The 12,225-nt window shown below is 62.8% G+C and carries 10 protein-coding genes; 4 read left to right on the forward strand and 6 right to left on the reverse strand.

The genetic code is table 11. The annotated features are described in order from the left end of the window. Positions 1-50: 50 nt before the first annotated feature. From FCK22_RS02215 to FCK22_RS02225, 3 genes are all read right to left on the reverse strand, one after another. Complete coding sequence (locus tag FCK22_RS02215) at positions 51-1,484, reverse strand: NAD(P)(+) transhydrogenase (Re/Si-specific) subunit beta (protein ID WP_067263318.1); 1,434 nt, start codon at positions 1,482-1,484, stop codon at positions 51-53. Between the two features lie 13 nt (positions 1,485-1,497). Then, a complete protein-coding gene (locus tag FCK22_RS02220) occupies positions 1,498-3,072 on the reverse strand; it encodes a Re/Si-specific NAD(P)(+) transhydrogenase subunit alpha (RefSeq protein ID WP_067263316.1) in 1,575 nt (524 codons plus the stop codon). A gap of 244 nt (positions 3,073-3,316) precedes the next feature. Continuing rightward, positions 3,317-4,033, reverse strand: coding sequence for a hypothetical protein (locus tag FCK22_RS02225; protein WP_067263313.1), 717 nt, complete (start codon positions 4,031-4,033; stop codon positions 3,317-3,319). Between the two features lie 225 nt (positions 4,034-4,258). Between FCK22_RS02225 and FCK22_RS02230 the strand changes: the two genes are divergently transcribed. Continuing rightward, a complete protein-coding gene (locus FCK22_RS02230; protein ID WP_067263311.1) occupies positions 4,259-5,011 on the forward strand; it encodes an SDR family oxidoreductase in 753 nt (250 codons plus the stop codon). A 44-nt stretch (positions 5,012-5,055) separates the two neighbouring features. After that, positions 5,056-5,643 (forward strand): transposase, encoded by a 588-nt coding sequence (locus FCK22_RS02235; protein ID WP_067263309.1) that lies wholly within the window; start codon positions 5,056-5,058, stop codon positions 5,641-5,643. Between the two features lie 147 nt (positions 5,644-5,790). On the opposite strand, the gene FCK22_RS02240 is transcribed toward FCK22_RS02235, so the two are convergent. The 3 genes from FCK22_RS02240 to FCK22_RS02250 form a co-directional block, all read right to left on the reverse strand. Beyond that, the gene (locus tag FCK22_RS02240; protein WP_067263306.1) at positions 5,791-6,573 is read right to left on the reverse strand and encodes a gamma-glutamyl-gamma-aminobutyrate hydrolase family protein; all 783 of its coding nucleotides are present in this window, start codon (positions 6,571-6,573) and stop codon (positions 5,791-5,793) included. A gap of 58 nt (positions 6,574-6,631) precedes the next feature. Then, positions 6,632-8,794, reverse strand: coding sequence for a malate synthase G (locus tag FCK22_RS02245; RefSeq protein WP_067263303.1), 2,163 nt, complete (start codon positions 8,792-8,794; stop codon positions 6,632-6,634). Positions 8,795-8,884: 90 nt separating this feature from the next. Beyond that, positions 8,885-9,109, reverse strand: a complete 225-nt coding sequence (locus tag FCK22_RS02250; RefSeq protein WP_067263300.1) for a hypothetical protein — start codon at positions 9,107-9,109, stop codon at positions 8,885-8,887. Positions 9,110-9,212: 103 nt separating this feature from the next. On the opposite strand from FCK22_RS02250, the gene pepN reads away from it, so the two are divergent. Both pepN and FCK22_RS02260 read left to right on the forward strand, forming a co-directional pair. Continuing rightward, the gene (pepN, locus tag FCK22_RS02255) at positions 9,213-11,771 is read left to right on the forward strand and encodes an aminopeptidase N (protein WP_067263298.1); all 2,559 of its coding nucleotides are present in this window, start codon (positions 9,213-9,215) and stop codon (positions 11,769-11,771) included. Continuing rightward, entirely contained in the window at positions 11,764-12,225 is a 462-nt protein-coding gene (locus tag FCK22_RS02260) for a hypothetical protein (RefSeq protein ID WP_082852016.1), read from the forward strand. Before pepN ends, FCK22_RS02260 begins: the two co-directional genes overlap by 8 nt.

Consider the following 12,225-nt stretch of genomic DNA (forward strand, 5'->3'; position numbering starts at 1 on the left):
GGGCGGGGAATTTTTCAAAAATTCCCCGCCGTTTTCTTTGAAAGAAAACGTTAGTCGATCAGCGGCAGCAACTTGTCGAGGCTGGCCTTCGCGTCACCGTAGAACATGCGCGTGTTCTCCTTGAAGAACAGCGGGTTCTCGATGCCGGAATAGCCCGTGCCCTGCCCGCGCTTGGAGACGATGACGGTCTTGGCCTTCCAGCATTCCAGCACCGGCATCCCGGCGATGGGGCTGTTCGGGTCGTCCTGTGCCGCGGGGTTCACGATGTCGTTGGAGCCGATGACAATGGCGACGTCGGTCTCGGGGAAGTCATCGTTGATTTCCTCCATCTCCATCACGATGTCATAGGGCACCTTGGCCTCGGCCAGAAGCACGTTCATGTGTCCGGGCAGACGGCCCGCCACCGGGTGGATGGCGAAACGCACGTTCTTGCCCTTGGCGCGCAGCTTCTTGACCAGATCGCTGACAGCACCTTGGGCCTGTGCCACCGCCATGCCGTAGCCAGGGATGATGATGACGCTATCGGCCTCGTTGAGCGCCTGCGCCACACCGTCGGCCTCGATCGCCACCTGCTCGCCCTCGACTTCCATCGCGGGGCCAGAGCTGCCGCCGAAACCGCCGAGGATGACCGAGATGAACGAACGGTTCATCGCCTTGCACATGATGTAGCTGAGGATCGCACCCGAGGAGCCGACCAGCGCGCCGACCACGATCAACAGATCGTTGCCGAGCGAGAAGCCGATCGCCGCCGCGGCCCAGCCGGAGTAGCTGTTCAGCATGGAGACAACCACCGGCATGTCCGCGCCGCCGATGCCCATGATCAGGTGATAGCCGATAAAGAGCGCCGCCAGCGTCATGATGAACAGCGGCAGGAAGCCCCCGGTGTTGAAGTACCAGATCAGGCAGAGAAGCGAGATCAGCGCGGCACCGGCATTGAGCAGGTGACCGCCCGGCAGTTTCGTCGCGGCAGAGCTGACACGCCCCGCCAGCTTGCCATAGGCGATGACGGAACCGGTGAAGGTCACCGCACCGATGAAGACGCCGAGGAAGAGCTCGACCCGCAGGATCGCGATCTCAACGCTGTCCTTCTTGGCCAGAAGCGCCGCGAAACCCTCGGTCGCCTTGCGCGCGACATCGTCCATCACCAGCACGTGGCCCAGTTCGATATGGGCGTTGTAGCCCACGAAGACGGCGGCGAGGCCCACGAGGCTGTGCATCGCCGCGACCAGTTCGGGCATCTGCGTCATCTGCACGCGGGTGGCCAGCTGGTAGCCGATGGCCCCGCCCGCGGCGATCAGGATCAGCGAGAGGAGCCACAGCCCCGCCCCCGGCCCGATCAGCGTGGCGATGACCGCCAGCGCCATGCCGGCGATACCGTACCACACCGCGCGTTTCGCGCTTTCCTGCCCCGACAGACCGCCGAGCGACAGGATGAAGAGAACCGCTGCGACCACATAGGCCGCTGTCGTGAATCCGTATTCCATGATGCTCGCTCCTTCAGGATTTCTGGAACATGGCGAGCATGCGCCGTGTCACGAGGAAGCCGCCGAAAATGTTGATCCCACACATGAAGACCGACAGGGCAGCAAGAAGGATCACCAGCCAGGAGCCCGAGCCGATCTGCATCAGCGCGCCCAGAATGATGATCGAGGAGATCGCGTTGGTCACCGCCATCAGCGGCGTGTGCAGGCTGTGCGCCACGCCCCAGATCACTTGGAAACCGACAAAGACCGCCAGAACGAAGACGATGAAGTGCTGCATGAAGCTGGCCGGAGCGACAAGCCCCACACCCAGCAGCAGCGCCGCACCGACGGCCAGCAGCGTGACCTGGTTCTTGGTCTGCTGCTTGAAGGCCGCCAGTTCCTCGGCGCGTTTTTCCTCAGGCGTCTTTTCCTTTACCTTCTCCTTCTTCGGCGCCGCCGCGATGGCCGCGACCTTGGGCGGTGGCGGCGGGAAGGTCACTTCCTTCTCGTGGGTGATGGTGGCGCCGCGGATCACGTCATCTTCCATGTCGTGGTTGATGACACCGTCCTTCTCGGGCGTGAGGTCCGCCATCAGGTGACGGATGTTGGTGGCGTAAAGCGTCGAGGCCTGCGTCGCCATGCGGCTCGGGAAGTCGGTGTAGCCGATGATGGTCACGCCGTTGTCGGTGACGATCTTCTCGTCCATCTTGGTGAGCTTGCAGTTGCCGCCCTTCTCGGCGGCGAGGTCCACGATCACGGAACCGGGCTTCATCGCCTGCACCATATCCTCGGTCCAAAGCTCCGGCGCTTCGCGGTTGGGGATCAGCGCCGTGGTGATGACGATGTCCACATCGGGGGCCAGCTCGCGGAACTTGGCAAGCTGCGCTTCGCGGAATTCGGGAGAGGAAACAGAGGCATAGCCGCCGGAGGCGGAGCCGTCCTGCTGTTCTTCCTCGAAGTCGAGATAGACGAATTCCGCGCCCATCGATTCGACCTGTTCGGCCACTTCGGGGCGCACGTCGAAGGCCAGCGTGATCGCGCCGAGCGAGGTCGAGGTGCCGATGGCGGCAAGGCCCGCGACGCCCGCGCCGACGACCAGCACCTTGGCCGGGGGCACCTTGCCCGCCGCGGTGATCTGACCGGTGAAGAAACGTCCGAAGTTATTGCCCGCCTCGATCACCGCGCGGTAGCCCGCGATGTTCGCCATCGACGAAAGCGCGTCCATCTTCTGCGCACGGCTGATGCGCGGTACCATGTCCATCGCCATGACGGTCGCGCCCTTCTCGGCGGCGGCCTCCATCAGCTCGGTGTTGCCGGCGGGGTTGAACATGGAGATCAGCGTCTGGCCTGCGCGCAGGTGCTTGACCTCATCCTCAGAGGGCGGGCGCACCTTGGCAACCACATCGGCGGCCTCGTAAAGCGCGGCGGCGGATTGCACCACCTCGACATCCGCGGCTTCATAGGCGGCATCGTCAAAGCCCGCAGCCGCCCCGGCGCCCGTCTCGATGACGCAGCTATGCCCGAGCTTTTGCAGTTGCAGCGCGCTTTCCGGGGTCATCGCGACCCGGTTCTCGCCCTCAAATATTTCTTTTGGTGTCCCGATCTTCAAACCAAGAGTCCCCCTTTGCTGGCCCGTCGCGCCGCTCTGGCGCAACTTTGTTAGTCAGAGCGATAGCGCGCGCGCAGCAATAGTACAAGCAAACCGCGGGGTGAAACGGTGCAAAATTGCTGCACCGCGACATCGGAAGAACAGTTTGCTGTTTTCGGCGCAGAGATAGAACAGCCGTTCCACCCTGCGCCAATAGCATGGCCCGAGGGCCATGCCGAAGTGTCAAACGACGGTTAAGTCGCGATCAAAGACCGGGGATCAGACGCGCCAGACCGCGCTGGTCAAAGGTGGTGCCCCGATCCGCGCCGAAGTTGATTTCACCGCCCAGACCGACGAAGGGCTCGGAAATATCGACCCCGCCCGCCTCGGCCTTGGCCGAGCCGACCTCGAGGAACAGGTTGGTGTTGACCGATACGTCACGATCAAGACGAATTGCGAAACGCGACAGATCGCCGGTGTCATCGTCGGCAACATCATAAGAGCCCGTCAAGCCAAAGCCCTCCTGCATCTCATAACGGGCTTTGATCCCGCCGAGGGTGCCGTCGCCCAGATCGGTGTCGACATTGGCGATATAACCCTCGAACTCCCATTCCTGAACTTCGTAGCCAACCTCGATCCCGAAGATGTCAGCTTCGGCGCCCTCAACGTCTTCAAAGGTGTAGAATGCCCCCAAGGAAGTCGCGTCGTTCAGGTGATAGATACCGTGCAGGCCCAACAGCGTGCTGTCGATATCGGTGAAGTCGAAATCGTGGTAGGCAGCATCGATCTGCAAGCTGAAATCGCGGCTGAACCCCAGTTCCATCGCACCTTCAAGGCCCCAATGGCTAAAATCGGTATCCTCCGCGAATGCGGAATAAGACAGCCCGACCGAACCGCCGGTGACTTCTACGGCACCCGCCGTTGTCGCGCCCAATGCGAAAGAGGCGGCCAGCGCCAGAGAGGAAATTTGCGGAAAATTCATGATACTGCTCCAATGCAAAAACAGGGCCCTGTGATCAGGTTGCCCGCTGCAACCTGTGAGGGAATATGTGACCGGCTACAAGGGCGGTGGCAGGGGGCTGGACCAACTGTGGCCGCACCGCAACGCTGCCCCGCCAGCCACCCCGAAAATAACGCCCCGTCATCAAAAGCTACCTATTGTACTGCCGCCCCCGCCGCGCCACCCTGCCCGCAAAGGGGAGGCATTATGACACTGAAAGACAAACACGCATTCATCACCGGCGGCGGCACTGGCATCGGGCTGGCCATCGCGCAGGATTTGGCCGGCAAGGGCGCAAAGGTCACCATCACCGGACGGCGGCAGGTGGTGCTCGACGCCGTGTCAGGCAATGGCATCAGCGGCATGGCAATGGACGTGCGTGACGAGGCGCAGGTCACCGAGACCATCGCCCGCGCGGTCGAGGCCAATGGCCCGGTGCAAATCTGCGTGGCCAATGCGGGCGTGGCCGAAGGCCGGTCACTGCATAAAACCGACCTCGATTTTTGGCGCGACATGATGGCGACCAATCTCGACGGAGCCTTTCTCACCATCCGGGAGAGCCTGAAATCCATGCGCCAGACCGATTGGGGCCGGGTCATCGCCGTGTCCTCCATGGCCGGGCTGCGCGGCCTGCCGGGGGCGGCCTGCTACTCGGCCTCGAAACACGGGATGATCGGGCTGATCCGCTCGCTCAGCGAAGATTACATGGGCCAGCCCTTTACCTTCAACGCGCTCTGTCCCGGTTACGTCGATACCGAGATCATCGCGCGCAACACGCAGGCGATCTCCAAACGCGCCGGGCTGTCCGAGGAAAAGGCCCGCGATGTCATGGTCAACGCCAACCGCCACAAACGCCTGATTGCGCCCTCGGAAGTGGCCGCCGCGGCGGCCTGGCTGGTTGGCGAAGGCTCCGAAAGCATCAACGGCCAGTCGATCGAGATCGCCGGCGGGCAAATGTAGCGGCGTTAAGCTTGCTTTAACCAAGCTGCGCCAAGCTCAGGGCCATGAGAGACAGCCCTTCATCCCATGGCCCGAACAGCTATTTCTTTACCCTGCGGCTTGCGCGGCGCGATGATGATGCGCTGCTGCGGCATATCACGGCCCTGCGCCAAGCGATGCGTGAGACTTTGGCCCGCAAACCCTTCCGGATCGATGCCATCGCCATCTTGCCGGATGTGCTCCATACGGTCTGGACCCTGCCGCCCGACGATACCGATTACGGCAATCGGATCGGCATGTGGAAGGGGCGGTTTTCCCGCCATCTCCCTCCGGCCCCACATCGCAGTCTGCGGCAGATCAAACGGGGCGAGAAAGGGATTTGGCAGCGTCGATTTTGGGAACATCGGATCCGCGACCCCGCGGATTTCGAACGGCATTGCAGCTTGGTGCACCTCAGCCCCGTGCATGCAGGCTATTGTGACCGTCCTGAGGCTTGGCCTTACAGTTCCTATCGCCGCGCGTGCTCAGGTCAGGCAGCGCTTCAGGGCGCGGAGGCGGGGCCGCTAGAGGAGGACGCGGTCTTGGATGATGATGTGACGCCGCTGAACCACGCGGCCTCACCTGTTACGCCATTGAGCGGGCTGCACAGTTGAAAGGCGTCGAGGCTATGCATCAGTTGACGGCGCGATCGGGGTCGCGGGGGATTGACAGAACGACTTCATCGCGATGCAGGCTGCCGCGCCCCGAGAAGCGCGGCGCGCGGTCATAGAGAGTGCAACGCGCGCGCCCTGCGCCCCGCCCTACTGTGCGGCGGTCATCACCGGCATGGCCGACCCATCCGCCGCCCAAGCCCGCACGGCTGCGCCGAAATGTTCGAACAGCGGGCGCGAAACGGGGTCATTGGCTGCGTTCCACTCGGGATGCCACTGCACCGCGAGGGTAAAGCCCGGCGCGTCTTTGATATAGATCGCCTCGGGCGTGCCATCATCCGCGTAGCCGTCGATCACCACGCGCGGGCCGGGTTCCTTGATCCCCTGCCCGTGTAGCGTGTTGGTCAGCACTTTGGACGCGCCCATCACACGGTGGAACACGCCGCCTTCGGTAAAGCTCACGTCATGGCGCAGTTCGAATTTCTCTTCAATGGTGCCATCGGGGGGCATGCGGTGGTTCATCCGCCCCGGCAGATCGCGAATCTCAGGATAGAGCGACCCACCCATGGCGACGTTCACTTCCTGAAACCCGCGGCAAAGGCCGAGGAAGGGTTGGCCCCGCGCCACACAGGCCCGCACAAGCGCCAGCGCCACCGCGTCGCGCGCGCGGTCGAAGGCACCATGGGCCTCCGTCTCAGGCTCACCATATTCTTCGGGATGCACATTGGGGCGCCCGCCGGTCAGCAGGAAACCGTCGCAGACCTCCAGCAATTCCTCGACCGAGACAAAGCGCGGATCGCTCGGCACGATAAGCGGTAGACAGCCCGAAACCTCGGCAATCGCTTCGGTGTTCATCTGCCCGCCTGCGTGGACGGGGTATTGATCGTTCAGCAGGTAGGAATTGCCAATGATACCAACGACAGGTCGGGCCATGAGTTACCTCTTATTCACCATGGCCCGAACATAGGCGCTTCGCGCCGCGGTCTCAACCTCAGCTCTGCGCCTTCAGCTCCAACCGGCGCGCGTGCAGCACTGGTTCGGTATAGCCCGAGGGCTGTTCGCGCCCCTTCAGCACCAGATCGCAGGCCGCCTGAAAGGCCACCCCGTCAAAGCCCGGGGCCATGGGGCCATAGCTGGGATCCTCGGCGTTTTGACGGTCCACCACGGCTGCCATCTTTTTAAGCGCGGCCTCGACTTCCTCGCGGCTAATGACGCCGTGATGCAGCCAATTCGCCAGCGCTTGGGCCGAGATGCGGCAGGTCGCGCGGTCTTCCATCAGGCCCACATCGTTGATGTCCGGCACTTTGGAACAGCCGACGCCCTGATCGATCCAGCGGACGACATAGCCCAGAATGCCCTGCGCGTTATTCTCGATCTCGCGGGTGATTTCCTCGCTGCTGAGGTTGCGGCCTTCCATCACCGGGATGGTCAGCAGCGCGTCAAGCGTGGCGCGTGCGCCGCCCTCTTTGATCTCCTCCTGCCGCGCCAAGACGTTAACCTTGTGGTAATGTGTGGCGTGCAGGGTGGCCGCGGTGGGCGATGGCACCCAGGCGCAATTGGCCCCGGATTGGGGATGGCCGATCTTGGCCTCCAGCATCTCGGCCATACGGTCGGGCATGGCCCACATGCCCTTGCCGATCTGCGCCCGGCCCTGCAAGCCGCAGGCGAGACCGATATCGACGTTGCGATCCTCATAGGCAGCGATCCAAGCGCTGTTCTTCATCTCGCCCTTGGGCACCATCGGACCGGCTTCCATACTGGTATGGATTTCGTCCCCCGTGCGGTCGAGGAAACCGGTATTGATAAAGGCCACGCGGTGTTTCGCGGCGCGGATACATTCCATGAGGTTGGCGCTGGTGCGGCGCTCTTCGTCCATGATGCCGAGCTTCACGGTATATTGTGGCAGGCCGAGTGTCTTTTCCACATGGGTGAAAATCTCATCGGCAAAGGCCACTTCCTCGGGCCCGTGCATCTTGGGCTTCACCACATAGACGCTGCCGGTGACCGAGTTGCCGCCCGCGCGTTTGAGGTCATGAATGGCAATCAGCGTGGTCACCATGGCGTCCATCAGCCCTTCGCCAATCTCGCGCCCCTCGCGGTCGAGCACGGCGGGGTTGGTCATCAGATGGCCAACATTGCGCACCAGCATCAGCGAACGGCCCTTCAGCGTGACCTCCCCCTCCCCATCGGGCGCGGTATAGCGACGGTCCTCGGCCATGCGGCGGGTGACGGTCTGGCCGCCTTTTTCAAAGGTCTCGGCAAGGTCCCCTTTCATCAGCCCCAGCCAGTTGCCATAGGCCAGCACCTTGTCTTCGGCATCCACCGCCGCGACGCTGTCTTCGCAATCCATGATGGTCGAGAGGGCGGATTCGATGATCACATCCGCAACGCTGGCGGGGTCGTCCTTGCCAATGGCATGCTCGGGGTCGATCTTGATCTCGATATGCAGCCCGTTGTTGCGCAGAAGCACCGCATCGGGCGCCTCCGCCGCGCCTTGGTAGCCCGCGAACTGCGCCGGATCGGCCAAGCCGCAGGGCGCGGCATCCTGCGCCATCACAGCTTCAAGGTGCCCATCCACAACGCGATACCCGGCCAAATCCGCATGGCTGCCCGCCGAAAGCGGCACGGCCTCGTCCAAAAAGGCTTTTGCCCGTGTCACCACCCGTGCGCCGCGCTCCGCGTCATAGCCCTTGCCCACCGGCAGATCGCCCAGCGCATCGGTGCCATAGAATGCGTCGTAAAGGCTGCCCCAGCGCGCATTGGCGGCGTTGAGCGCGAAGCGTGCGTTGGTGATCGGGACTACAAGCTGCGGCCCGGGCACCTGCGCGATTTCGGGGTCTACGTTTTGCGTCTCAATCTGGAACGCCGGCCCTTCGGGCAGAAGATAGCCAATCTCGCGCAGAAAGGCGGTGTAGCTTTCCGCGTCATGGGGCTGGCCTGCGCGCGCGCGGTGCCAGTCGTCAATCTTGGCCTGAATTTCGGCCCGTTTTTCAAGAAGCGCACGGTTCTTCGGCCCGAGGTCATGCACAAGGTCCGACAGCCCCGCCCAAAAGACATCCGCGTCTACACCGGTGCGCGGCAGCGCCGATCCTTCGATGAAGTCGACCAGTGCGGGCTCTACCTGCAAACCGTTCTTGTCAATTCTACCCGTCATTCTCCGCCCTCTCCCGCGCTGGATACCTTTGTGAAAGGTCTAGCAGAAAGGCAAAGCGGCGCAAGCGCGGGCAGGCAGGCGATAGCGGCGCTAGTCGGCCACTGGCTCCGGGGTGGCGATCACAGGCTCGGCGTCCGCCGGGCCATCCACGGGCTGGGCCTCACCTTCCGGCGAGGGGTCGGTGGCCTGCAACACCGCGTAGACGATGCCGGCAATCATCAAGAGTGCCCCTGCGATGATTGCGGTTTTGATACCGATCAAAGCGGGACGATGACGTTTCTTCTGCGTTTCGGTATCGGTGTCGGGGGCGGACATGGATACACCTCATTGCTCGAAGTTGGGGCAGCTCGGCTTGCAGGCCGCCTTCTGGAGACATAACATTTCCTAGACCAATTACGTTCCCGCGACTGGAGGCCCAATGCGCGACGCCACCCCCCAAACGATCTATCTCAGTGACTACCAGCCCTTCGGCTTTCTGGTGGATGAGGTGGCCCTGACCTTTGACCTCGATCCCCATAAGACGCGGGTCGAAAGCCGCATCGCCTTTCGCCCCAACCCGGCGGCGCAGGAGGCTGAATTTTTCTTGCATGGTGAACAACTCAAGCTTGTCTCTGCGCAGATCGACGGCAAGCCGGTCACCCCGAAGGTGACGGAACGCGGGCTGACCTGCGATGTGCCCGACGGCCCCTTCATCTGGGAGGCCGAGGTTGAGATCGACCCAAAGGACAACACCGCCCTCGAAGGGCTTTATATGTCGGGCGGCATGTATTGCACCCAATGCGAGGCCGAAGGCTTTCGCAAGATCACCTATTACCCCGACCGTCCCGATGTGATGAGCGTCTTCACCGTGACTATCAACGGCCCGCATCCCGTTTTGCTGTCCAACGGCAATCCAGTGACGCAGGGGCAGAACCATGCCGAATGGCATGATCCATGGCCCAAGCCTGCCTATCTTTTCGCGCTGGTGGCGGGCGATCTGGTCGCCCATTCCGACCGTTTCACCACCATGTCGGGCCGCGAGGTCGATCTGAACCTCTATGTGCGTCCCGGCGACGAAGGCAAATGCGCCTTTGGGATGGAGGCGCTCAAAGCCTCGATGAAGTGGGACGAAGAGGTTTACGGTCGTGAATACGATCTCGACATCTTCAACATCGTTGCGGTGGATGACTTCAACATGGGCGCGATGGAGAACAAGGGGCTGAACATCTTCAACTCCGCCGCCGTTCTCGCTTCGCCCGAAACCTCGACGGATGATAATTTCGAGCGGATCGAAGCGATTATCGCCCATGAGTATTTCCACAATTGGACCGGCAACCGCATCACCTGTCGCGATTGGTTCCAACTTTGTCTCAAGGAAGGGCTGACCGTCTACCGCGACGCGCAGTTCACCTCAGACATGCGCTCTCCGGCGGTGAAACGCATCGGCGACGTGATCGACCTGCGCGCACGTCAGTTCGCCGAGGATCAAGGCCCGCTGGCCCACCCGGTACGGCCCGAAAGCTTTCAAGAGATCAACAACTTCTACACCGCCACCGTCTATGAAAAGGGCGCCGAGGTGATCGGCATGCTCAAGACTTTGGTGGGCGATGACGCCTATGCCAAGGCGCTCGACCTCTATTTTGAGCGTCACGACGGCGATGCGGCGACGATCGAAGATTGGCTGAAGGTGTTTGAAGACACCACGGGCCGGGATCTGACCCAGTTCAAACGCTGGTATTCGCAGGCGGGCACGCCGCGCCTCTCGGTGGTGGAGGCTTGGGATGCGGGCAAAGGCATCTTCACGCTGACCTTCACCCAGCACACCCCGCCCAGCACCGCCACGCTTGAGCCGAAACCGCAGGTTCTGCCCATCACCGTGGGGTTGATCGGCGCGGATGGGGCCGAAGTGGCTCCCTCTCGCGTGTTGGAGATGACCGAGGCCGAACAGAGCTTTACCTTCGACGGGTTGGATGCGCGCCCCGTGGCCTCGGTGCTGCGCGGTTTCTCCGCCCCGGTGGTGCTGGATCAAGACCTCTCGAAAGAAGAGCGCCTGCTGCTGCTCGCCCATGACAGCGATCCCTTCAACCGGTGGGAGGCCGGGCGCACCTTGGCGCGGCAATCCTTGCTGGCCGCGATCACCGAAAACAGCGCGCCGGATGACGCATGGCTCGCAGCTCAGCGGGCGGTGTTAGAGGATGAGACGCTTGAGCCTGCCTACCGCGCGTTGATGCTGGGGCTGCCCAGCCACGCTGATCTGGCCAGCACCCTTCATGACGCAGGCAAAACGCCGGATCCGGCGGCGATCCATCAGGCGGTGGAGGCCACCCGCGATGCCATGGCCGAGCGTTTTGCCGCACTGCTGGGTGATCTCTATGACCGCCACAGGATCGACGCCCCCTATCAGCCCAATGCAGCGCAATCGGGCAAACGCGCCTTGACCAATGCGGCACTTGCCCTGCTGACCCGCGTTGAGGGACCGGCCCGCGCGCAGGCGCAGTTCGACGATGCCGACAATATGACCCAACAGCTCAGCGCCCTCGCCGCCCTGCTGCGTGCGGGCCAAGGCGACAAGGCGCTGGCCGCCTTTGAGGCGCAGTGGCGGGATGACCGTCTGGTGATGGACAAATGGTTCGGGCTGCAAGTCAGCCAAGCCGCGCCGGAAGAGGCGGCCGAAGTGGCGCGCAGGCTTACCCAGCATGCCGATTTTAACTGGAAGAACCCCAACCGTTTCCGCGCGGTCTTTGGCAGTCTTGCCATGCATCACGCCGGGTTCCACCACGAGAGCGGCAAGGGCTACGCCCTGCTGGCCGATTGGCTGATCAAGCTCGACCCGGTGAACCCGCAGACCACGGCGCGGATGTGCTCGGCCTTCCAGACATGGCGGCGCTATGACATGGCGCGACAAAAGATGATCGAGACCCAACTCGACCGCATCCTCGCCAGCCCCGATCTTAGCCGGGACACCTCCGAGATGCTCAGCCGCATTCGCGGTGCCTGACACGCCTATTCAGACAGAGGGCATGGCGGCCTATACTTACCGCCGCCATGCCCGCAGCCGATCGGCCCTGTTGCTGTTGCCCGTGATCTGGCTGGCCCTCGCGGCGGCGTGGCTCTGGCTCGACGCCTCGGGCTGGATCATCGGGCTGCTGGGGCTTTTTACCCTGCCCGCGCTATGGGAGGTCTTCAGCAATCCAGCGAGCGGCCTGACGCTCGACCAGCACAGCCTGTCGTGGTTCACCGGCAAACGAGATGCAAAAATCGCGCTGGCGCAGGTCGACCGGGTTCGGCTCGATACGCGTCTTGATATGTCCGTGCGCGCCACGGTCATTCTCCGCACCGGGCGCAGGATCAAACTGCCTTTCGAGGCCACCCCACCGCACCGCGCATTGGAAGCCGCGTTTCAGGCGCGCGGCATCACGACGGAACGGCATCACTTCACGCTGATCCAGTAG

This window comes from Sulfitobacter sp. 15WGC, from assembly GCF_005068605.1.
GTDB lineage: Bacteria > Pseudomonadota > Alphaproteobacteria > Rhodobacterales > Rhodobacteraceae > Sulfitobacter > Sulfitobacter faviae.

What these genes read in the sequence shown, in the direction of transcription:
- FCK22_RS02240 (WP_067263306.1), bottom strand. Translation starts at nt 6,573, where the DNA reads ATGGCCCGACCTGTCGTTGGTATCATTGGCAATTCCTACCTGCTGAAC.
- FCK22_RS02250 (WP_067263300.1), bottom strand. Translation starts at nt 9,109, where the DNA reads ATGTCCGCCCCCGACACCGATACCGAAACGCAGAAGAAACGTCATCGT.
- FCK22_RS02235 (WP_067263309.1), top strand. Translation starts at nt 5,056, where the DNA reads ATGAGAGACAGCCCTTCATCCCATGGCCCGAACAGCTATTTCTTTACC.
- pepN (WP_067263298.1), top strand. Translation starts at nt 9,213, where the DNA reads ATGCGCGACGCCACCCCCCAAACGATCTATCTCAGTGACTACCAGCCC.
- FCK22_RS02230 (WP_067263311.1), top strand. Translation starts at nt 4,259, where the DNA reads ATGACACTGAAAGACAAACACGCATTCATCACCGGCGGCGGCACTGGC.
- FCK22_RS02225 (WP_067263313.1), bottom strand. Translation starts at nt 4,033, where the DNA reads ATGAATTTTCCGCAAATTTCCTCTCTGGCGCTGGCCGCCTCTTTCGCA.
- FCK22_RS02245 (WP_067263303.1), bottom strand. Translation starts at nt 8,794, where the DNA reads ATGACGGGTAGAATTGACAAGAACGGTTTGCAGGTAGAGCCCGCACTG.
- FCK22_RS02215 (WP_067263318.1), bottom strand. Translation starts at nt 1,484, where the DNA reads ATGGAATACGGATTCACGACAGCGGCCTATGTGGTCGCAGCGGTTCTC.